We start from the raw sequence: 22181 nt of genomic DNA on the forward strand, positions 1-22181 counted from the left end.
TTCTCCTTGCTATATTCCCAGTCTCTCCCGAAGCGATGTGATGTGAGCAACATGGTGTTTGCCATGCCATGCATACATGCCCAGATTATAATCCAGTCTTGTCGTTTCTTCCGATGAGGGATGATAAAATTGTTTGGCATAATCTGCATCTGTCAGCGCGTTTAACAGAAACACCCAACGACGATGGAGGGCATCCAGAATCTGAAGCGAGAATTCGACATCCAGGTCTCTTGAATCACTCAGTTCAGCCCAGCGCTCTTCATAATAAGGCCGAATCGTTGGTGTATCCTCTGTCAGCGCCAACTTGAAACGAATCATACTGTTCATATGGCTGTCTGCCATGTGGTGAATAACCTGTTTGAGCATCCATCCACCTTCTCGATACGGTAGACTTAATTGCTCTTCACTCAATCCCTTTACCGCTTCTCGTGCGCGTTCAGGCAACTCAGCAATGTCCTGAATCCACTTCTCCCGTTGTGCCAAAGTAACTTCACCCGTGTGTACAAATGTTCCTATCGGAAATCTTTCATCCATCCATTATTCCTCCTTGTTTATATGATTCAAATAACTTTAAACAGGATCTACAGGGCATATTCCATAAGCCAACAGTCTCGCATCTGTCCTTCGTGCTGCTCATGTTTCTCCAACAGCTTAATCTTTTGGAAACCACATTTCTCGTAACAGGATATCGCTCGCAAGTTCCAGGATTGAGGGTCCATAACCACTTTACGGGCTTGTTTTTCATTAATCAGATAAACCAGCATGGATTGCATCAACTGTGTACCAATGCCTTTATTCCAGTAGTCCACCTCACCAATAAACTGATCCGTTCCATAGATGATTTCATCCGTGTCTCCATAACCATACTCCGTTCGCTCTTCTTCCTCAAGCTCATAGAACTGAATGTATCCAATCGGATGTCCTTCATACTCAACGATACAGCGGGTAGCATCATCTTTCTGATTGTAAAAATGTTCTCTCACCTGTTCCAGATCATGCGGCCGATCACGCCCTTCATAGTATTGAAGAACTTCCGGGTCTGACAGCCACTTCACCAGATGGTGTTCATCTTCTGTGTTCAAGAAACGTACGGTGATTTCATTCGATTCATATACATTCATCATTCTGATTACTCCTTATTGATCTCCAAATTCTCACTCGTAACCCAACTCAGATCCTTCCCTAACAAATGCTCGTTGTGAACATAATACACCATGGGATTCTCAAGCGGTTGAGTCGTTCCATCCAAAGATCTGAGCGTTAACCGCAACTTGTAGCTCCCTATCTCATCAGGTATCGCAAATCCTATCAGATTATAAGCTGATTTCATGGTTTTCCCCTGCGCTTTCAGATACTTTTCCAGAATGACTTGATCAAGATAGGAGCTGCCAACGGACGAAGGCATGTACCACGCATCATCTTGTTCTTCAGTGAATGTGACCCCTTCCCATCCAGGGACAACAGGATACACCATATGTCGATCCTTGTCTTCTCTTTTTCGCGTTATCTCTAACTCTACCTCAACTGCGTCCGTATCAATCTGCCTGATTGTGCCTGTCATCACAACATCCTGTGCACTCACACTTGGAATAACATAGCTGTATATGAGCAGAGTCACCAAGAGGATTATCGTTATTCCCGTAATCCAAAATATTGTACTTTTACGCATCTGTCTGATCCTCCCGTCTGGTTAATCATACTTCTGGAGCAGCTCCTTCTCTGTTAAAGATTGAGTTAACCTATCCAACTCAGGTGATGCCGTCCAATCACTCGTGGTGTTCAATCCATGCTTGATGGTATGTATCGCGCTATGTGCAGACATGTATATATTGTGGTGGATTCCAGGTTGGACAATGATGTGCTCTCCTGCACGCATCACTCGAATCGAAAACATCTGATCGTCTCCATAACTGGCATAAGCAATCCATCCAGTTTGCACCACATAAAACTCCGTTAAGTTGATATGTACATGACTGTTTTGCCATGCTCCGTGGGGAGAGGCAACAGTTCTGCAATAATAACTGCCATCTTCTGCTATCATTTTATATTTTTGTTCCCCGTTCGCCATCTGCTCGAAGCTGGTTTTGACACCCGTTTCACCATATTTCTGTTCCGAAAATTCTGTGTTCAATCGGCTTCACCTCCTGTCAAAAAATCCCTTTATTTAAACATTCGACATAGGTAAGTCGATTCTCCTGTTTGGATATGCGATATATCTTTGCTAAAATATGAAACGCTTCTCTTCCAGCTTCCGTATTAAGGTCGAAGCCGTATGTATCCCATATAATAAACCATCTGATCTGGAGGTTGAGCGCATGTCATTTTTCAAGAAAATGTTAGCCAGTGTAGGTGTTGGAGCAGCCAAAGTAAATACGGAACTGCATACACCAGAGGTCACGCCTGGAGGAATCATCTCGGGGGTTGTGTACATTGAAGGTGGAGATGTGGAACAGAACGTAGATCGAATCTATCTTTCAATCAAAACCCATTACATACGGGAGCACGATGATCGTAAAGTAAAAGAAACAGCCGTTATAGCCAAATATTTGCTCACCGAAGGTTTCACATTACAGCCTGGAGCCAAATTGGAGAAAGACTTCTCATTTGACTTACCTGAAAACTTGCCTATTACGCTACATCGTGCAGAGGTGTGGGTAGAAACAGGCCTCGATATTTCAAGTGCTGTAGACCCCTCAGACCGGGACAGACTGCATGTTGTTCCTACCAAAGATATGAACACCGTGCTCGATGCAATTGATATTCTTGGTTTCAAGCTACGTGAAGTGACCAATGACTACGCACCAAAGCTGGGCGGCAATCTGCCATTTGTACAGGAATTTGAATTTGTACCAACAAACAAATTCCGTGGGCATCTGGATGAGTTGGAAGTCCTGTTCTATCCGATGGGCGATTCGCTGGAGCTGTTATTACAGATCGACCGCCGCGCTCGTGGGCTCAGTGGAATGTTCTCCGAAGCCATGGGTACGGATGAAAGTTTTGTCCGCCTACATCTGTATGAAAGACATCTAGCGCGGGGTGCGCATTCTGTCGCTCAAGGACTGGAAGAGATCATTTCCAAGCATATTTAATCAATAGTTTGTGTAAACGAATAAAAACCGTCCTCTGTCAGATAATCTGATGAAGGACGGTTCTTCCATTTTCCAAAAGGGAATTTAAAAAAATGGGGGATAAAAGCAATCGTAAAGTTGTTCTGTACTCAAAGTGTCAGTGGAATTATCCTTAGTGAACTTATATATTAATACACTTCGGTACTTTTCAGACTCAACGTTTCACATACAAGTTGGGCAAAGGCATCGAAGCTGCTGCAGGATCTCAGGCTTTCCAGCTGCTCCTCCTGCCGGATCAATTCTACAAACAGATCATAGATCCCCATCGCCTGTTCGTAATCCTCTTTGCAGATGGATAACATAAATACCGCATGTACTTCATTCTCCTCATCCCAAGGAATCGGCTTCTCGAGCAGACATACCGATACGGTTGTACGGGTTGAACTCAGCTCCATGGGGTGCGGAATCGCCATGCCTCTTCCAAGCGCCGTTGAAGCCATCTTTTCCCGCTCCTGCACAGCTGGCCAGAACTGCTCCGTCACGATTCCCTTCTCCAACAGTGCTCCACTCATCTCAGCCATAAGTGTCATTTTGTCAGGCTGATCCGACCGAAACATGAACAACGCTGGATCAAAGTAACGCAGCAGCGTCATTTCCTCCTGCTCATCACTGGTTCGCACCAGATGAGTGATCGTTGCCATGTCGCGTTCCGATGGAATCGCAGCAATGACAGCCGACGGTTTGCCTTTGGACTCCCGTAAACGGATCGTGGAAATGACCAAATCTTCAGGCACACTCCCCATCTCCTCGTACTCCCGTAGCGAAACTACACGTGAGACCTCCAGCTCTGCAAATAAAGAACGCAATCTGGATTCAAGAATACGGGCTGTGCCGTATCCTGACCCACAGACCAGTAATACGGATTTCCGTTTGCGATGAGGAATCTGGTATTTACGTTCCAATGCTGCACCAATATGAAGAGCCAGGTAACCAATCTCACTGTCATTGATTTCATGAGGTACGTATGTCTGTAGCTGTTTCACTGCACTTATCGTAATCTCATAGGCGAGTGGATAATATTTACGTATATGTCCCAGCAGTGGATTCCGCATATTCATGCCATGTTCCAATCTAGTAATCATGGGCTTCAGATGGGCATAGAGATCATTTGGCAACCGTTCATCATCCCGCAGATCATAGGTGTACCGATCATAGATATGTCCCAGCATCTGCTGTACAACAAGATATAACGGGTCACTTCGAAGTCCATTCCAATCGGTAGCGGTCATTTTTTTGCTAACAATGTGCAGCAGCAGATAATCTCGCTCTCCGACTGGACAATGAATGGAATATAACGACTCCAAGTCCTGAATAATCTGCTGTGCAAGTTGCTGATCCTGAACATTCGCCTCCACTTTCTCGAATCGCTCCAGTTCATGTCCCTGCTTAATACGTAGTACCATAACAGCCAGATGCGTAATCAGATCTTTCAGGGCCATATCTGCAATACGAACATTCTGTTTGCCTACATGGCGAATGACGATCTCGCTGATGTGCGCAGGTTCGATTGGATACAGCAAACGTTCCTGGGCAGCAGTCATTCCCTCCGGTCCCAATTCTTCATCTCGCGCATCGGCATACTCTGCAAGACAATAACGGAACCTTTGCTCGTCTCCGACGACCTTCACACCATGTCCTGGTTTGATCTGAAGCCGAAGCTGGTAGTTCTCCAGAATCTGACGAATGATTTTCAGATCATTGTTCATTGTTGCACGGCTTATAAACAGCTGATCAGCGAGGTCTTCCATCTTGATATGACCCGGTTCACCAAGCAGCTTGAACAATTCATAACGGATACGCTCATCAGGCGATCCAGGTACTGGCGCACCTTTTTGCCCATCATCCTTCCGTTCCTCCAACAGCTCATTATACCGCTTCGCATCATGCACACGAATGGAATAACCCCGTCCACGCTTGGATTCCAGGCTCCCGCCATGCACCGCAAGGATATGATCCAACTTTTTCAGATCATCCCTAATGGTACGCACCGTAACTTCCAGCTTGTCTGCAAGTGCTTGGCTCGTCCAAGCCTGTTCCTGTCCTTCACCATGAATGAGGTGGAACAGCTTTTTCAACCGTTTAGTTGGAAAAATCATACCGATATCCGACCTCCCTTCTGATCAGGATTGTGTATAACTAAAGCTCACTTTATATCGATACAAGTACAGTCATCAATTTACAATGTGCGAGTTCCGGCAAACGCACGACCTCTTCTCCATCGGTTAACTTCTGCTGAGGCTCTAGTGGTTGCTCCGCAAGGGATACACGCTCTGCATGTACAGCCTGATTGAAGTGCATGTTCACGTTCGCTGACTGTGCCAAATATGGATTGAAGACACGTACAATGTATCCGTCACTCTGCTCTGCTTTCTTGAAACTGCTTAACACCACGTTGGAATCGTCGCTGAACGACATCAGGCTGTAGTCTGTATCAAGAACACGTTCCTCATCGCGGAAAGCAAAGATTAGACGTCCATTCAAAAAGTCGCATAGCTGATAACTGCTGATCGGTGTCAAATATTCACGCGCAGCACGGGCCACATTCGCTTCGTCGAATCCAGAAGTCTGGATATGCAGGCCAAAGGTAAAGGAGAGCTCGCCAAGCAATTGCGCGTCAGGTGTTGCCACAATTTTCTCACCGGAGGCCCGGCCAGGACGATACAACAGGTTTTCCTTACCCATGAAACCGAATGTGCGGAACAAGGTCAGGGCAATGGTATCCATTTGCTCACCAATAATCTCGTACTCACGTACACCTTCCGTCATCACAGCCATACCATGCGAACCATTGTTCAACCCGGCATAACTCTGCATCGCTTCAATGGTGATCGGTTTCTCCTGCCATTGTTCGCGCTCCCATACGTCCACTTCTGGCAATGAGGTTGGACGAGCAATCACACCGAAAGGCTGATCTGCAATGGATAGGGCGGAAGCAATTCCTGTATCAAAAAGGACACGCAAACGGTGGCTGAACACCTCATTCTGCACCTGAACCTGGAAACGGATCAGCTTCTCTCCTTTGCGAAGAGATATCTGCACCTGCATTGGCAATGCCCCCGACGTGATGCCTGCGGCGCGCTCTTCCAGATCGTAGGGGACATCCAGCGTGAAACGCAGGGATAGTGTCTGAGATACTGACGTTTGGGTGGTCGTTGTACTCATCTGGCTACCTGCCGAAGAAACAATCAGATCCCGCTCGGGAGGAGAATAATTGTAGGAATCTCCGTCATCCCCGTTATCTTCGAAGACCATTTGATCCGCATACACTTGGCCAGATCGCTTGTCTGTAATTTGCAAGGTGCCGTTTGCTTGTAGCGCAATGGTGAAATATTCATTTTCAATCGTGTCACCGTTACGCCGCTCAATGACGGGTGCAGTGCCCTGACTGAAATCAAAGACAATCTGGGTGTAACCCATCGGCGGGACCTCTTGCAGTTCCACCAGCAATTTGGCGCGATATACCCGTTCCGGCAGATGCACTTTGCGGCTTGGATTGAGATCAATGTGCTGTCCAAGTACATAATCGGTCTGGTCTACTTTTTCCACAATGGTGTAGGCCAGCTCGCGTCCCTTCGTGTCCCGAATCACAAAGGATTCTTCCGGAATATAAGCTTCAATCTCAGCAACCCCGCCTCGCACATACGGTAGCGTGTTGAACAGGGTGAACGCAAATGTCTCCTCCTGCTGTATCGTTGAAGCAATCATCCGCATATGCAGGTCGAGCAAATTCAGTGTGATATCATAGGCCTGTTTGTAACGGAACGCAACGTCCTGATTCGTTGTATCGCTGTTACAGCCACCGATGCTGTCATGTGCCGCATTCTCAAACAACAACTTCCAGATGTCCTCAACAATGCGATGCGGGTAATCATGCCCGAGAGAATGACTAATGGCAAGTACAGGTTCTAGCGTGTTAGCAATCAGATTCTCAATTCGGTTATTCTGTTGCTTGAGATCTGCACGGGTGGAAAAAATGGACTTGTGAATCCGCATGTGCTTGGCTTCCATTAATTCACCCCGAAGTACAGGCAGGTCCTGACTATCCGCTTCGATCTCCGCCAGAAAACGTTCCGGTTCATTCATCACATATTCGCGTTTTGTATCCAGCGCATTGAACCGTTCAATCAACTCCGGCAGGTTCAACCGGACAGGAGCCTGATCAAACCCGTTGGGGAAATAGATATGCCTGGTGGATGCTTTGCGTTCAAGCGCACTAATCTGTTTCTCCAGATAAGGGACCAGATCTTCCTCATTTTCCGGAATGTTACCGCCGTAGTAATATCCGAATGGCATCTGTACAGCAAATACACGACTGCCATCCGATCCTTCCCACGTAAACTCGGTATGTGGATTCGTATTATCCGAGACACCACGCCAGAACAGGAAACGTTCAATGCCGAACTCGCGATAGATCTGCGGCATCTGTGCCGATTGTCCAAACGCATCCGGGACATAACCAACCTTCATCGCATGTCCGTACTTTTGTGCTGTTTTCATACCATAATACAGGTTTCGGACCATGGATTCACTGGAAATCACCAATTGATCCGTCTGTGTATACCAGGGCCCAGTCATCAGTCGTTTGGCTGTAACCAGTTGGCGGATCCGTTCCTCATCCTCGGGACACCAGCGAATGTAATCATCCAGCAGCGAACCCTGTGCATCCAACAGGTAATAATGGAATCCATCGATATTCTCCAGTGCGTTCAATACTTCCTTGACGTGTTTGACAAGATACACTTTGGAACGGGAGGTCGTAAAATACCATTCCCGGTCCCAGTGTGTATGTGGAATCACATGTACTTTGGTACGATTTCTTTCACTCATATCTCTATATCCCTCCAGATGCCTTTTTTAGTCAAAAACGAGTTCGATTTCTTCCCCGTTTTTCTTCACTGAAGCTTCCTGAGTCTTGGCAGGTTGTTTCTCTTCTTCATCACGGAAGTTCACCAGCATGGTGCCCCCCGCTACGATCAGTGCGCCGACAATGCCTCCGGCAAGGTACGCGATTGGGGTACCTACTGACACAGCTCCATATAAGCCGCCAATTGGTGGCATGATGATATGTGCTCCCAGCAGTGCAGTCAAGGCAGCGCCCGTTGCACAGGCAAACATGTTGACCAGAATCATTTTGGCAGGGTTACGCAGTGTGAACGGAATTGCACCTTCCGTGATACCGATCACACCCATAATCACTGCACCTTTTCCCGCTTCCTGATAGGTTTTGGAAAAACGTTTCTTCATCAGCAATGTCGCCAAGCCATAACCAAGCGGTGGAATGCAGATGGCAATATTGATGAAAATATTCGGCAGATAGACACCGGACAGGAACAGGGCATTGCCTGCCATCCATGCCGCTTTGTTGACAGGTCCGCCGAGGTCAAATCCGATCATCGCTCCCAAAATAATCGCAAGTAGAACGGTATTCGTTCCGCTCTGGCTCATGTTTTGAACCCAAGCAATGAGATACTCATTCAGCGCGCCCAGCGGGCCACCCAGAATGACTGCCATCAGAAATCCGGTTAAACCTACGGTAATCAGCGGTAAAATGATTAACGGTACCGAGCCAGCGGCCGGACCTGTAATCTTAACTTTGTTTTTGACCCACAAGGTGATGTATCCGGCAAAGAAGCCTGAGATCAACGCGCCCAGGAAACCGGCGTTGGTCTGCTGTGCCAGCACCCCTCCGATCAGACCTGCGGCCAGCGCAGGTTTGTCAGCAATCGAGTAGGCAATATAACCGGACAGGACAATCGTTAATAGTCCGATGCCGCTCCATCCTACATTTTGCACGAGATATAAAATATGCAAGAATCCGCTTCCATCTTTGTACGGATCAAGATCAGTAATGCCCATTGATAGTGCGATAATTTTGCAAATGGCAACGACCAGGGAACCCGCGATAATGACCGGCAGCAGATAGGAGATACCTGTCATTAGATGTGTTTTTGCTTCACCAAACCATTTTCTCATCGTACTCTCTCCTCATGTGGAAGGTGGGGTTAAGCTTGTGCGTTCACAGCCTCGACGGCTTTGGTTAATACCGCTTCTGCCTGACTTACGGCATGACCGATTTTGACACGTACGACTTTTTTATCGCCAAACCGATCCATGTCCTTCACCGTTTGATCCGCTGCAATCAGTACAAAATTCGCTGCAGCAATATCTTCTTCCGTCAGCTTATTGACTTGTCCCATAGCTCCCTGCTGTTCCACTTTGATCTCATATCCCAGTTGCTGAGCTGCTTTCTCCAATGCTTTGGCGGCCATCGGGGTATGGGCGAGACCTGCGATACATGACGTTACACCTACGATTTTCATTATGACACCAGTCCTTCCGTATATTGATGAAGCAACGTATATACATCTTCCGGCTGCACCGCTTCTGCGATGGCCTCTTTGAATGAATCTTCCAGCAATAAGGTGGCAAGTGAAGAGATGATTTGCAGATGGGATACGTCTACATGACCTTTAGGCACAAGGATGGCAAAAATATATTTCACCGGCTTGCCGTCATGAGATTCCCAATCAATGGGCTCCCGCAACCGAATGACCATCACTGCCGGACGTGTTACAACTTCACTCTGGGTATGGGGAATCGCAAAGTGATCCTGAAGTCCGGTGGAGTAGACACGTTCGCGTTCCCACAGATCAGCCGCAAGTTGTGCACGGTTTGTAGTGATGCTGTAACGCTCTGCCTCCGCAGATATAAAATCAAATACATCCTCTTTGCTATGCAATGTCTGATCGAGATAAATCTGATTGGTTGTAATCATGATCTCTGTCTCTCCTCCTCTCTCTATCCAAAACGATAAGCGCTTACAACATCATTGTAACGGATTATTCCTTGACCTTGGATCTAGAAAATTTCCCCTTCGAAGCGGAAAAACATTAGCCATAGCAAAAAACCTGAGTCGAGTGGACTCAGGGCAGTTGTAAATGAGTTTCAATTGGTATGCTGCAAAGGCAGCGTAAGTAAGTACAGACATGGCCGGATAAAACATCAGGAATGCTGTGTCCAACGCTGCATTCCTGATCGAAGACCGTAATATGCTGCGGCGAGCAAAACAAATCCGGCAACAGCCATGATCATGGATGTTGTATCCCACCGAACAATAGTTCCAAAAGCAACCTTGGATTGCAGTGGGGTACCCGAAGAAGCGGTGTTCATGAGATCAGGTACGTAATTCATGGTCATGATCATGCCTTGAACGACATTCCAAGCTGCAAAACCAATGATGAATAACAGGGTAACCAAAACGGATTCCATCGCTAATCGTTTGTTCATGCTTGTCATTTTGCCCCCTCAATTATAGTTAGGAAGGATGCCTTTATACGAAGTCTCTTTCCATTTAATTGGACAAGATGTGCTGCATCTCCTGTTTCAAACGATCTTTATTTTCGTCCACATACTGATACAGCATGTCGAAGCTTTCTTCATTATCCGATTGCATGCTCAAATTCGCGGCTTCCAGTTCAATCTGCTGTAATACCTCATGAATCTGTTCCCCGTGTGTTTGCAGGCTTGTCGTGATGTCATCTTCGGACAGGCCATTCACATTATCTCGTAATTGCCCGTGCGTTACACCGCTTTCGGACAACATCTGCTCGATCTTCTTCAGGATCACGGCATCTGCATCATTGCCGATCCGCTCCATAGCTGTTATCGTCTCACCCAGATACTGTCCGCTGGCATTTTCAAGGAAACCGGTCATCCCGTTCATGGACAGCTCGGTATCCAGATCAATGATTAGAATGATATCTCGCAATACTTGTGGAAGTTCCGGCCCACTTTCTCGAATCGTCGAAAATTCAGCCCGATAAAGGTCCATGGCAACACTCCCCACCACTTCTTCACCTGACATCTCTTCAAGCTGATCAAGTGGTAACAACTCCTGCAATTCCTCTTGTAACTTGTTCATCTTTCTCTGCCTCCTGTATCTCTATCTATATATACGCCGACACGTTATTACATCATAGCAGAATACGCTATATAAGTTGAACTTATGGAAGTTGGTATAGTATATCCTTTATCAAATTTACAGGGAATATCGTCAAGTTAACGTGCACTTGACCTCTGGAAAATGTTCCGCTGTTATGATCTTGGCATCACGAGTCTTGGGAGGGGTAATGATGCGCCTGGCCTTGTTCACAGACACCTATCTTCCGGAAACCAATGGTGTTGCTGGCACGCTCCACCGCTTGAGTAACCATCTGAACCGCAGAAGAATTGAACATCTGCTGTTTACTCCGAACTCCGTCATTGAAGGAAGCCATGAGACTCAAGTCCGATCGGTTGCCAACATCCCTTTTTTTCTGTATCCCGAATGCCGCATTGCTCTACCCAACAGAGCAAACACACACAAACAGCTACAAGCCTTTCAGCCCGATCTGCTGCATATCGCTACACCTTTTAATATGGGATTGCTTGGTCTGAGGTATGCACTCAAACACCATCTTCCGCATGTTGTCTCCTACCATACCCACTTCGATCGTTATCTCGAATACTATCGGTTAAAAAGTATGATTCCGCTCTACTGGAAATATATCCAATGGTTCCACCGCGCCTGTGATGCAACCCTAACTCCATCGCAGGAAACATTAAACACCCTGCAAGCCCAGGGCATTCAGCGTCTGAAGCTCTGGTCCCGAGGGATTGATTGCAACCTGTACTCCCCTCATAAACGCAGCACGGATATCCGTGAACGATACCACATCACCGCTCCCCTTATTTTACTCTACGTTGGACGCATTGCCCCGGAAAAAGATATCGCTACACTCACGACTACCATGCAGCAGTTGCCCCAGGAAATGCAGTCCCGTGTACACTGGATCATCGTTGGCGACGGCCCATCTCTCCCGAAAATGCGTCTGCAATCCCCACCCAATGTCACCTTTACAGGTTATATGCATGGCGAAGAACTTGCTGTTATGTATGCTTCGGCAGATCTGTTTGTGTTTCCTTCCTCTACGGAGACATTTGGCAATGTGGTACTGGAAGCGATGGCTTCAGGACTCCCTGTGGTGGCGGCCAATGCTGGAGGTGTAAAGGATCTGATATCCCCTCACCGCAATGGTGTGTTATTCGAGCCAGGTCAGGCTGATGCACTGATTCGGGAGATATGTCTCTGGGGAAATCACGTGAACCAATTGAGGATAATGGGACTGGAAGGCAGAAAGCTGGCTGAGCAGCGGTCGTGGGAGCATATTTTTGATACACTAATCAGGGATTATGAGGAGGCTATAGAACATCGGAACAGACAAACAAAAGATCGAATTATTACAGCATAATTTGACGAAATGAGTTTCTTCCAACAACCCATAACAATCGCCTCTGCCCTATGCAAAGTTAAACTGGTTCGCCCGTTCAGGCCGACCGTAGTAGCATGTGCACGCTGCTACAGTCGGCCTGAAACATGTTTCCAATGCACTTCATAACAAAACCTGCATCTTGTAATGGGTTGAGCCATTTACACGGTATGTAGAAACATAGAAGCCGAAGTTATTGAAATTATTTAGAGTATTTTGAAAATTGTATATATAGAAAAAGACATGATCTCATTGAACTGGATCATGCCTATTATTGCATACGCTCTATTGGTTGAATTTACTGTACGGGACTTTGATATCTACAAACCCTTTAGCATAAGGGGCAACCTCATAAGGGTAGAATCGGATGACGATCCCTTTATCATATAAAAAGAATTCAGATGTTTGATCAAGCTGAAAATCATAAATATTTTCTTCAAAAATAGAAACTCCTGCATTGTACATGGCTAATAGACTGTTGGAGATTGATTTCTCTACCTTCTCCATCTGAGTATCGTCTTTAACATACTCGCTTAGCTTCAATTCTTTCCCCGTTCTTATGTCATAGTTATATGATTTTGTCGCATCCATTCCATGTGCTCCGCCAGTGTACACATGATCTTCATATACCACAGATAACTTTTCTTTTGCATTGTATTTTACACTGGCCATGGTAATGTAGAAATAATTTTTGTTTGATTTCTTTTCTTCTTTATCCAGGCGAGCTGCTTTCACTGCGTGGAGTTTAAATGTCTTGTTCAGCTTATCCGTCACAGATTTATTTCCACCTGTTAGATGTATGTATGGCTGTCCTTTGTAATATTGGACCTTCGTTTTCACTGTAATCGTGCTGCCTGCCTCTACATGACTACTCGGAAGAATGATAGCAATCAGTACAGTGATCAACAGGTAATTGATCCATCTCAATTTTTTTCTTTCAGTTCTATATTTCAACATTATCGATTAACCCCCTTTGGCTCAAATGATATCGTTTCTTGCATTCTGTTCCATATTACCTGTGGAGTGCCCTTTAGGTCTGTTCCGCTCTGAACGTTGCCAATCCAGATGTCTTCTGCTCCCGGATGTTGTAAATAGTGCCGAAGCGTTGCTTTGATCAGAATAGACGAATGTAAGTCCAACACCTCATCCAGCGGTATCCAGAATAACTCGCCTTCATCCGAGGGTACAAAATGTCGATGCGTGGTCTCTCCGAAATATACAAACTGCTGCCAAATCTCACCACCGTTAACCTCCAACAGAATATATCGAAGCCGAAAGTGTTTGACATTCTCTTGCTTGAACCCGGTCTCTTCTTCAATCTCCCGATAGCTGGCGCTCATGGGTACGTTCAGTTCCCCTTGTTCCAGATGCCCGCCGATACCACCCCAGAATTCAAAATCAAACAATCTGCTACCCGCCTTCTTCATCATCAGCATGTCTGAGCCATTGCTCAAAAACGCTGTTGCCATCTGTCTAATCTCCATATGTTCCTCGCTTTCCAGACTATGATTATAGTAATCTACTTGTTTATATAAACTGAACTAAAGAATATTTACACTAGTCACTCCGATGACAGAACAACCTTCCGATCGCTGTTATCCCCAGATTTTTTGATTCCTTTCCTAAGGGGAAAAATCCGGGGATAAAGGCGAACGCTTCGCTTCCTTAGGTTATTTCTGTCCTCTCCGTTTTGTGTAAATGTTATATTCAATTTATATAACCGTCTTCTACAGCAATTCCTTTAGCTCACTTAGATGTTTAATCGTATGTAAAGGCCCCGACGTAATGCGATCCTGCCACGGTTGGTTGACCTTCATCCAGATGGTGCTCATGCCTACGCTTGCTGCTCCTTCAATATCGTTCACCGGATGATCGCCAATGTAAATGCATTGCTCTGGTCTTAGACCGAAATGATCGAGCGCAAGCTGAAATATGCGTGGATCGGGCTTTTTGACTCCAGCCTCTTCTGAAACAATAATATGGTCGTAATCCTCCCGGATACCGAGTTGATCGATTTTTCCATACTGAATATCGGTCTGCCCATTGGTAATTAACCCGGTTTGATATTTCCCCCGAAGATGCTGAACGACTTCTCGCGCCTGTTCCATCAGAACTGAACTTCGCACATACTCTCTGCCATAAAACTCCATCAGTTCTGCATGTGGCGGATACTCTGCCCAAGGCAGTTCATTCAACAACTCGTTGAACAGAAGGGGTTTGTCTTTATAACCATCCTGGTCGAGTTCAATAATTCGCTTGCTTATATCTTCGGTTGACTCCAGGTGACCAAAATAGGTCTTGATTAAACGCTGCGTGAAGCCGCCAAAGGTCATCGTTCTGTTCAGAATCGTATTATCCAAATCAAAAATAACCGCTTTAATATGCTCCATCTTCCTTCTCCCCCAATTCCAGTACATGCGTTATCTTCTCCGTACTCGTCACTTCTCTAAATCCCAAGTCGCGATAAAAAGATCCAGCAACCGGTTGATCCGTGTACAGAACCAGTCGAGCGTAATGATTTCCCGCTTTTTGAATAACCGCATCCATCAGCCTGCGCCCAACCCCATGTCTTCGAAATTCCCTCATCACATAAAGCCTGCGAATTCTTCCGGTATCAGTCACTTCAGAATAAGGATCTCTGTTCAAACCGCAGATCCCAACAACCTTATCGTGCATTCTGCATTCAAAAAGCGCTTCATCTTCTTGCTCGAATGTATTGATTCCTGTCTCATATTCATGGATTAATCGCTCGATATGTCTGAACCCCTCACTGGAGCTTTCGACCAGCATCGCCACTAAATCGTCATGATTCCACACCGATATCTCCTGTATCCGCATGGTGTAACCGCCTCCATCATTTTAAATCAATGGTACACATACAAACCCAACCATACATTGAACGTGGCCGGGTTTATCTTGTAAAGCTCATTCTCATTTTTTCTTTTTGTGATAGTGATAACCCGTGCACAGACCCTTTTGTTTGGATTTGGCTGAACAATTATGTCCACCATTCTTATCCAGTCTGCCTGGATGAGCATAAGCGGACGAGGATACACCAACAAGTACGACAAGAGACAGGATTACGATAACAACCTTTTTCATAAGTCACCCTTCAATAAACACCCTATGCTTTAGGGCTTAATACATGCTATATCATTCTACATGAAAATCCACAATTTGGATATCCTTCATCTTTTTAGCCGGTTCATTCTCATAAAATCTTAAATTGCTTCAATGCATGGGTGACTCCATCTTCACTTGCCCGCAGGGTGACATAATCGGCGCTTTGTTTAATCCGTTCTCCGCCATTTCCCATCGCAATTCCGATTCCCGCATACACTAGCAGATCCACGTCATTCTCCCCATCGCCAAAGGCTATCGTATCTTCCCTGGATATCTTCAGGTAGTCGAGAACATTCTCTGCGGCTATAGATTTGCTAACTTCGCTCGCTTCCAGCACATTCACTACATACGGATGGAATCTCACGAATCGTAAGGAAGGAAATCTGGACTGGAATTTCTCCGTCTCCGCTTCATCCGCATATAAACAAATGCAATATACGTCCTGTTCCAACGTACCGATTTTCTGCGGCGCATCCATGAGTCCAAGCGTATCTCTTAAGGCGTCAGTAACACGACCATCTGCTGTACACAACCCGTTCGTATCCAATGACTCTGTAAAATATGAAATACTGTGCCCCTGCAACTCGGCAAACTCACTAAATGTTCTAACCATCTGTGCTGAAAGTACAGACTTATGTATCACTTCATCACCTGCTTTGATCAATGCTCCGTTAGCCGAAATGATCGTATCGATTCCGAGATTTCTGAATTCTTCGCATAAATTATAGGGCCTGCCTGTGACGAGTACGACTTGAACGCCTTTACGAATCAATTCCCTGATTGACTCAGTTGTACTCGGAGATAAACTCCGATCTATTTCGCTCAGCAATGTACCGTCCACATCAAAGAATACAGCTCTAATCAAAATGTTCTTCCTCCTCTGTCTTCAATTTAAAAAGAGCAAGTACAGAATAACCTTGTTTGGTCTTCCTGCACTTGCTCTTGCAATTAACGGGTCTGAACATCTTGGGTACGTTCCATGTACCATAATTGAAATGATGTCGCCGTATCCAGGGAAATGTCATGTGCCCGATGATGCAGTACTGGTTTGGCGCGGTTTACCGTATGAATGGAAGCCACACCGAACCAACGCTGTAACACATTACGGGTGATCTGCACTTCGATGACTTTCTCACGTTTGGAGATGAAGAGTGTTGAAGTGAGCGCACCGGTTCGAAGTTGAATGAAATTCTGATGCAGAATGTATCGGGTATGGAAAAAGTCCATCACTCTGCATGTTGCAATCCACACGAGCAGAGTCGCGGAAATCATCCACCAGGCATGCTTCTGCCCAAACACCAATGGTTTGAAATACCACAATAAACCCGTGATCATGATCCATCCCCAACTTGGTTTGAGCAGGCGCAGCCATAGTGATATTCGTGGAAGTTTTTCCATCTCTTGCGTAACCCGATAGGATGGCAGGATCTCCTCAATCAGGGTATAGGCTTGCTTCACAGGCAAGAAGGGATAGAGCGAGTTCACTTCCTGCTCGGATTCTCCCAGACTACCTGCAGTGGTCAGTTCTACTTCCGCCAGTCCAAGCAGCCTTTTCATCGGTGACTGTGTAATTTTCACGGCCTGGACTCGTTCTTTCAGGATTGAAAATGAGGTTTGCTCCATCATGCCCTTCGAGATATAGATGCGCTTGGCATCCGAGGTGATCTGGAAATTGCCATATTTTACGAAGGTTCTGACTATGCCCAAAGCAATAGAGATGATCAATAAAACTAAAATCATCAAACCGGCAATCCACCAGGAATCAAGCCAGGTTAATAACAAACTTTCCGTTACTTCTTCATCAGGGAAGAAGTCCTTCACCCAGGAATAGAGCGTAGCCAGGACCGGAATCAGTACGAGAAAACTAAGCGAGGTAAAGGATGCTTTGAATATGTCCTTGCGGGTGGAATGATAATGAACAACCCGTTCCTGTTTTTCTTTTGCAGGCAGAGACGTGACTTCATCCGTTATAACAGGTTCGGATTGCACCTCTCCTTCTTCCATAACCTGAACTACATCCAACGTATCATGTTCCTCTGTTGCTCCTGCTGTTTCTGCTTCTTCAGCCATATGACCTGCTACAATTTTCTCCAGCTGTTCCGCTTCGGAAAGTGAAACAACGTGTAACTGAAAGGTAGCATCTTCTCCCTTAATTCCGGTCTCGAATCGAATTGACGTCACCCTGAACAAACGATGAAACAGCGTTGTATGACGATTCACATTCTGGACCTTCGTATAAGGTATCGTTCTTCGGGTACGGTTAAACACACCACTATAGATATGAAAGGCTGTATCGTCTGCTGCATAACGCGAGGTGAACCACTTCAGGATCATGGACAGGATGCTAATGGAGACACCTACATAAAAAGCGATTCTTCCATAGAATATCCATTGGGACTCCGAGCCCTGACGGAAAACAAACAAAAAAAGGACGATAGCAAACCAATTCTTTACCCGTTTCCACAAGCTCCACAGCATGGTTAATGGATGATGTCGCTTCATATCGATCATTCATCCACCTCATTAATCCGCGCATAGGACGCAATCTGATGACGGAGTGCAAGCGCGACTTCCTCTGGCAAGGCCGGGATTTCATGCGATGAACCCATCGTGCCAACCGATACGGAATAGAGTCCATATTTTCGCATCAAAGGTCCCTGATTTGTTGTAACCGACTGCACTTTCGCCATGGGGATGATCTGATGTACCTTGGTTAGCGCACCACGCTTCAGTTGCAGGAACTCCTCATTCACATCATAGTACCAATGCTTGTATAACCATGAAGGCTGGATGAAAATATCCCACACCGCATAGAGCACAGATATGGCCGTAACGCCCCACAAAATCCAACCAATCCACGTCTTCCATCCATAGATGGAGTCGAGTATTAACAGTACGGCAAGGATCAGGAAACCTATTACATTCCATATGATGGCGCTGATTCTCCATAAGTTTACCGCATGAGGGGACAGCCGTTGCTCGGGTGTATTCCACTGTATTGACATATGTTCACTCCTTTTTCCTCGGGTACATAAAAACACACATGGTACACTGTACGAACAATCGTCCACGATCGATGCAAAAAGATAAAGAGATGACCCCTATACAATACAGGTCGTCATCTCTTTTGTTCATTTCATTTTACTATAAAATCCTGTACTTCACACAGCCAAACCATATGATCAGTTCCTTCGCCCCAATAGTTGTTCGCCACCACATAGGGTTCACCGAATTTGCGTTGCCACTTCTTCTGTGCGATCTGGTAACCGCTATCTAGGCAGAATTGCTGAATTCCCAGCCGTTGCAGTTCAGTAACCAGTGCGAGAATGAGCGCCGAACCAACCCCCTGTCCTTGAACCTCGGGCAACACATACAGGCTACCCAGTTCTCCGATATCGTTCAGCCGGCCCTCTGTACATTCTCGAATCTCCTTACCACACGGTCCATACGAGATTGTGCCTACAATAACATCTCCCATTTTGGCGACGAGGAAAAATACACTTGCTTCGATGTTGTCCTTTGCTTGCAATGTCTTGCGAATCATCGCTTTTTTGTGTGTTATTTCACCCTGAATATCATCCAGAAGCGAGCCTATGCCCTCCTGTTCGAATGCTGCTGGAATGGTTTTCTCAAACACCTGATACGCTCCATCTGCATCCAATCGTGTCATAGGTTCAATGGTAATTTTGTCATCCACAGGTTCTTCTCCGTTCCATATATCTTCTTAATCTGTACGTCGCTGAATCAGTCTTCTTAGTTGATTCGCATCCTCAAGGGATATGCTATATCCAGTATGCGTGTCTTCCTGGTTTACTAACAAGCCTTGCATCTTGGGATCCATTCCTAATGAAAAATCATACCTTGTTACCAAGCCGTCTGCATCTGTTATGCTCATGACATACTGTGTACCATAATCAAGAATACCCGGCATACGCACTGCCTTATGTATGGCCTCCATCATAATTTGAATCTCGTCAGGTCGATCAAACTTAACATCTTGGCATGGTTCCAAGCCGAGGTTGGGATTACACGTTAAAGTGATCAGTACAGGAAGCCCTTCTTTCGCGTTCGATTCATTCGGTTTGTTGCACCCTGCAATGAACGTGGCAATGACGACTATTAACAACACTCCTGCATATCTCACCATACTGCGTGCCCCCCTGACTTCGTGTTAAATAGACAAGTAATGAACAGAGAAGTAATAGATACAGTTTCTAATGACTCAACTGCACTAACTATCTATATTCATATCAAGTTACGTAACTCCGGGTCCCATGAAGACAACATAGAGATCAGTCGCTCTACGGTCTCTTCCACAAATACCTGAACTCTCTCACCCGTGATGAACTCAGGAGTAATTCCCGGTTCTTCCCCATTAAGAAAAGAAAACGTGTGGTCCCGCCAGCGTACAATCTCATCGGCAGTTAAACGATCCGTCATGTCATAACCCGGTGAACTGTTGAGCACCGGCCATACCTCTTCGCTCCAACTTGAACCTTGATAGAGATTGAAATCGATCTGGTCCGTCTCCTGGTAATATAAACGCGCTAGTTCATCCTTCAATCTGCTATTGCCTGTATGTTGATCTACCTTGTTGACCCGTTCGACGAATTCAGGATGCACACTCCGGAACCAATAATAGTCTGTTAGCACATGCATAAAGTATCCTCGCACAAACCACTTCCATCCTTCATCGGTAAGTTGTTGCATATAGCTTGAGTAGAGATCCTTCAGTTCACCAACGTAATCTCCATTATCTTTCGGGTTGAAATGGGTGTATTCCTTATCATCTCTGGTTGTACCTTCGCGCATATGTATGGAATCTGGGGCGATATTCCCCAGATAGAATGAACCTCGATCAGTCTGAATTTGCAGCGAGTCTGCAATCCGATTAGCAATATTGAGATGAACCATAGGTAACGGCATAGAGTTAATCTCCTTTTATTGGGAAGTATTCTACTATACTTAGAAAAAGAAACGATATAACCTACTGGTGCAACGCAGATCACTGGAATAGTGAGACTTCGCTAGGTTCCACCTTTTTTTCACCGTAGATGCGTGATTAACCCTGAGTTCTCTCCACTTGCATGCGGTCAAACAGCTGCTCCAGATCCGTATGGTACTCTGGATGCTCCTTCACAAGCAGACTAATATATTCCGACCCACACTCATAGAATACTAGACGATTAAACGGAGCTGTATCTCCAAAATGATTGCTTTCCTGCCCAAATTTTGCCCGAATCAGATTCTCAATATAACGCGCGTAACCCTCGTTCCACTCCAACCAGCTCCAATACTCGGCTTGTTCTTCATTTAATGAACGGAACAGCGCCTTTCTAGCTGTCTGTACTTGTGTCAGGTCTTTACTCTTCAAAGCAGACAATAATGAGTTAATCCGCTCTACAACGATTTCGTCTTCATACGGAAACTCATAATCCAGTTCCCATGTTACACGCTTCAGTTGGTCCATTTTATGCTTAATCTGAAGACGGTTGACGATCCGTTCATCATATTTCTCATATACATAACAATGAACATATTCGTGGAACAGATAAACTTTCTGCTCCAGATCTTTGAACGCTGTATCCGTTACAATAACACACATTCGTCCGTGCATATGGTGCACCGGCATCGCAGCAAGGCATTCATCTGGAATATATAAATCGTCCGGTACCGTCTTCACCCACTCATATTGCTGCGTTTTGGACGAATAATCATAGATATATAATAAAGCTTCATAGGCTACAACCACTGGATAATGTTCTGCAAATAAAGGATGTATACTAACCAAGTCTTTCTGAAGTTCGTTTAACTTGTTAATTTGTTCTAGAAAAGCATCCATGTCATGAACCTCTCTTTACTGGAATGATGCGTTAATCATACTAGATTAGTAAAGATAAAACACTGAGAGAAAAATGATAATTCTGTTCGAGTATGAGATGGTGAACGTTAGAAACGCTCTCCGCGTTTTTCATACAGGTAGATATCCAGTGCCTGAATCCCACGTCGGGCTAGCTTAATAAACAGGATCAGCGCATACACGCCCAGTCCGTACAACAACACATTAATCAACATTAGAAATATCGTAATCATGATTGTTATTCCTCCTATTTGACCCTTTTAAATGTTCACTCCCTATTCTAGCATATTTTTCCTCAGTTAATTTTTGGGGTAGATGTAAGGGGCATTTAAGGTGCTTATCAGTTAAAAATAAAAAAATCTTCCACACCCATTTGTGAAAGGTGGAAGATTTATAATCAGGTATACAGTTTCCTAAGTTCGTTCACCACTGACTACATGCCAATGTTGATGCTTCGAGTCTTGATAACTGCCCAAGTTAGTTATAATCTTCGACGAGCCTGTCTGTTCCACCATGTCAGCAGCAATCTTTTTAATGACACGCATCATTTCCAATAAAAGTTCATCATTATTCTCTGCTTCTTGGGAAATGAATGACTGGATATGAATCTTGGGAATTACCACGATATGGTGTTCGTAGTATGGTCGGGTATGGTGATAGGCTAGTACTTGATCTGTTTCCCAAACAATATTTACTTTTGTTTTACCACTGAGCACTTCATCACAATAAAAATCCTCCGTCATCATGCTCCTCCTTCTTCCA

27 protein-coding genes are annotated in these 22181 nt (G+C 45.3%); 2 read left to right on the forward strand and 25 right to left on the reverse strand.

The features are described 5' to 3' along the window. Nucleotides 1-9: 9 nt before the first annotated feature. The 4 genes from AC6CIF_RS04220 to AC6CIF_RS04235 are packed head-to-tail and all read right to left on the reverse strand — an operon-like array spanning nucleotide 10 to nucleotide 2131. A complete protein-coding gene (locus tag AC6CIF_RS04220) occupies nucleotides 10-534 on the reverse strand; it encodes a YfiT family bacillithiol transferase (protein ID WP_498198059.1) in 525 nt (174 codons plus the stop codon). 47 nt (nucleotides 535-581) lie between these two features. Further along, complete coding sequence (locus AC6CIF_RS04225; protein ID WP_498198212.1) at nucleotides 582-1121, reverse strand: GNAT family N-acetyltransferase; 540 nt, start codon at nucleotides 1119-1121, stop codon at nucleotides 582-584. 8 nt (nucleotides 1122-1129) lie between these two features. Then, nucleotides 1130-1669, reverse strand: a complete 540-nt coding sequence (locus AC6CIF_RS04230; protein ID WP_498198061.1) for a hypothetical protein — start codon at nucleotides 1667-1669, stop codon at nucleotides 1130-1132. A gap of 21 nt (nucleotides 1670-1690) precedes the next feature. Then, nucleotides 1691-2131 (reverse strand): hypothetical protein, encoded by a 441-nt coding sequence (locus AC6CIF_RS04235; protein WP_498198063.1) that lies wholly within the window; start codon nucleotides 2129-2131, stop codon nucleotides 1691-1693. 184 nt (nucleotides 2132-2315) lie between these two features. Between AC6CIF_RS04235 and AC6CIF_RS04240 the strand changes: the two genes are divergently transcribed. Next, a complete protein-coding gene (locus tag AC6CIF_RS04240) occupies nucleotides 2316-3089 on the forward strand; it encodes a sporulation protein (RefSeq protein WP_498198065.1) in 774 nt (257 codons plus the stop codon). A 167-nt stretch (nucleotides 3090-3256) separates the two neighbouring features. Here the strand turns inward: AC6CIF_RS04240 and AC6CIF_RS04245 are convergent, their stop codons facing one another. The 7 genes from AC6CIF_RS04245 to AC6CIF_RS04275 form a co-directional block, all read right to left on the reverse strand. Beyond that, nucleotides 3257-5224, reverse strand: coding sequence for a BglG family transcription antiterminator (locus tag AC6CIF_RS04245; RefSeq protein ID WP_498198067.1), 1968 nt, complete (start codon nucleotides 5222-5224; stop codon nucleotides 3257-3259). A gap of 52 nt (nucleotides 5225-5276) precedes the next feature. Further along, nucleotides 5277-7955 carry a mannosylglycerate hydrolase gene (mngB, locus tag AC6CIF_RS04250; protein ID WP_498198069.1) on the reverse strand — a complete coding sequence of 893 codons (2679 nt, stop codon included), beginning with the start codon at nucleotides 7953-7955 and terminating at the stop codon, nucleotides 5277-5279. A 27-nt stretch (nucleotides 7956-7982) separates the two neighbouring features. Next, nucleotides 7983-9101, reverse strand: a complete 1119-nt coding sequence (locus AC6CIF_RS04255; RefSeq protein ID WP_101314956.1) for a PTS fructose transporter subunit IIC — start codon at nucleotides 9099-9101, stop codon at nucleotides 7983-7985. Nucleotides 9102-9130: 29 nt separating this feature from the next. Beyond that, on the reverse strand, nucleotides 9131-9448 hold the full coding sequence (locus tag AC6CIF_RS04260) for a PTS fructose transporter subunit IIB (protein WP_017689749.1): 318 nt from the start codon (nucleotides 9446-9448) through the stop codon (nucleotides 9131-9133). Next, nucleotides 9448-9903: a PTS sugar transporter subunit IIA gene (locus tag AC6CIF_RS04265; protein ID WP_076209284.1), complete on the reverse strand. Its 456-nt coding sequence runs from the start codon at nucleotides 9901-9903 to the stop codon at nucleotides 9448-9450. The genes AC6CIF_RS04260 and AC6CIF_RS04265 overlap by 1 nt, the downstream gene beginning before the upstream one ends. Nucleotides 9904-10130: 227 nt before the next feature. Next, nucleotides 10131-10415 carry a hypothetical protein gene (locus AC6CIF_RS04270; protein ID WP_498198072.1) on the reverse strand — a complete coding sequence of 95 codons (285 nt, stop codon included), beginning with the start codon at nucleotides 10413-10415 and terminating at the stop codon, nucleotides 10131-10133. Nucleotides 10416-10479: 64 nt separating this feature from the next. Continuing rightward, entirely contained in the window at nucleotides 10480-11049 is a 570-nt protein-coding gene (locus AC6CIF_RS04275) for a DMP19 family protein (RefSeq protein WP_498198074.1), read from the reverse strand. Nucleotides 11050-11257: 208 nt separating this feature from the next. Between AC6CIF_RS04275 and AC6CIF_RS04280 the strand changes: the two genes are divergently transcribed. Next, on the forward strand, nucleotides 11258-12418 hold the full coding sequence (locus AC6CIF_RS04280; RefSeq protein WP_256704124.1) for a glycosyltransferase family 4 protein: 1161 nt from the start codon (nucleotides 11258-11260) through the stop codon (nucleotides 12416-12418). Nucleotides 12419-12721: 303 nt separating this feature from the next. On the opposite strand, the gene AC6CIF_RS04285 is transcribed toward AC6CIF_RS04280, so the two are convergent. The 14 genes from AC6CIF_RS04285 to AC6CIF_RS04350 form a co-directional block, all read right to left on the reverse strand. Beyond that, nucleotides 12722-13393: a DUF3298 and DUF4163 domain-containing protein gene (locus tag AC6CIF_RS04285; protein WP_076209288.1), complete on the reverse strand. Its 672-nt coding sequence runs from the start codon at nucleotides 13391-13393 to the stop codon at nucleotides 12722-12724. Then, complete coding sequence (locus AC6CIF_RS04290) at nucleotides 13393-13905, reverse strand: NUDIX domain-containing protein (protein ID WP_083656932.1); 513 nt, start codon at nucleotides 13903-13905, stop codon at nucleotides 13393-13395. The genes AC6CIF_RS04285 and AC6CIF_RS04290 overlap by 1 nt, the downstream gene beginning before the upstream one ends. A 258-nt stretch (nucleotides 13906-14163) precedes the next feature. Then, nucleotides 14164-14826: an HAD family hydrolase gene (locus AC6CIF_RS04295; protein WP_076209290.1), complete on the reverse strand. Its 663-nt coding sequence runs from the start codon at nucleotides 14824-14826 to the stop codon at nucleotides 14164-14166. After that, complete coding sequence (locus AC6CIF_RS04300) at nucleotides 14813-15274, reverse strand: GNAT family N-acetyltransferase (RefSeq protein WP_076209291.1); 462 nt, start codon at nucleotides 15272-15274, stop codon at nucleotides 14813-14815. The genes AC6CIF_RS04295 and AC6CIF_RS04300 overlap by 14 nt, the downstream gene beginning before the upstream one ends. Before the next feature lie 93 nt (nucleotides 15275-15367). Continuing rightward, nucleotides 15368-15538: a YHYH domain-containing protein gene (locus tag AC6CIF_RS04305; protein ID WP_094030640.1), complete on the reverse strand. Its 171-nt coding sequence runs from the start codon at nucleotides 15536-15538 to the stop codon at nucleotides 15368-15370. Nucleotides 15539-15647: 109 nt separating this feature from the next. Further along, nucleotides 15648-16424: a Cof-type HAD-IIB family hydrolase gene (locus tag AC6CIF_RS04310; RefSeq protein WP_076209292.1), complete on the reverse strand. Its 777-nt coding sequence runs from the start codon at nucleotides 16422-16424 to the stop codon at nucleotides 15648-15650. A gap of 83 nt (nucleotides 16425-16507) precedes the next feature. Further along, entirely contained in the window at nucleotides 16508-18070 is a 1563-nt protein-coding gene (locus AC6CIF_RS04315; RefSeq protein ID WP_498198079.1) for a PH domain-containing protein, read from the reverse strand. Further along, nucleotides 18067-18564: a PH domain-containing protein gene (locus AC6CIF_RS04320; RefSeq protein WP_047842183.1), complete on the reverse strand. Its 498-nt coding sequence runs from the start codon at nucleotides 18562-18564 to the stop codon at nucleotides 18067-18069. The genes AC6CIF_RS04315 and AC6CIF_RS04320 overlap by 4 nt, the downstream gene beginning before the upstream one ends. A 131-nt stretch (nucleotides 18565-18695) precedes the next feature. Beyond that, nucleotides 18696-19256 carry a GNAT family N-acetyltransferase gene (locus AC6CIF_RS04325; protein ID WP_498198081.1) on the reverse strand — a complete coding sequence of 187 codons (561 nt, stop codon included), beginning with the start codon at nucleotides 19254-19256 and terminating at the stop codon, nucleotides 18696-18698. A gap of 27 nt (nucleotides 19257-19283) precedes the next feature. Then, complete coding sequence (locus AC6CIF_RS04330) at nucleotides 19284-19706, reverse strand: YhfM domain-containing protein (RefSeq protein WP_498198083.1); 423 nt, start codon at nucleotides 19704-19706, stop codon at nucleotides 19284-19286. 98 nt (nucleotides 19707-19804) lie between these two features. Next, nucleotides 19805-20485, reverse strand: a complete 681-nt coding sequence (locus AC6CIF_RS04335; RefSeq protein WP_498198084.1) for a zinc dependent phospholipase C family protein — start codon at nucleotides 20483-20485, stop codon at nucleotides 19805-19807. Between the two features lie 136 nt (nucleotides 20486-20621). Next, the gene (locus tag AC6CIF_RS04340; protein ID WP_498198085.1) at nucleotides 20622-21401 is read right to left on the reverse strand and encodes a hypothetical protein; all 780 of its coding nucleotides are present in this window, start codon (nucleotides 21399-21401) and stop codon (nucleotides 20622-20624) included. A 107-nt stretch (nucleotides 21402-21508) separates the two neighbouring features. Beyond that, the gene (locus AC6CIF_RS04345) at nucleotides 21509-21652 is read right to left on the reverse strand and encodes a hypothetical protein (RefSeq protein WP_165790066.1); all 144 of its coding nucleotides are present in this window, start codon (nucleotides 21650-21652) and stop codon (nucleotides 21509-21511) included. A gap of 180 nt (nucleotides 21653-21832) precedes the next feature. Continuing rightward, nucleotides 21833-22165, reverse strand: coding sequence for an HIT family protein (locus tag AC6CIF_RS04350; protein WP_498198087.1), 333 nt, complete (start codon nucleotides 22163-22165; stop codon nucleotides 21833-21835). Nucleotides 22166-22181: the final 16 nt, after the last annotated feature.

It is taken from the genome of Paenibacillus sp. GQ49 (genome assembly GCF_059759055.1).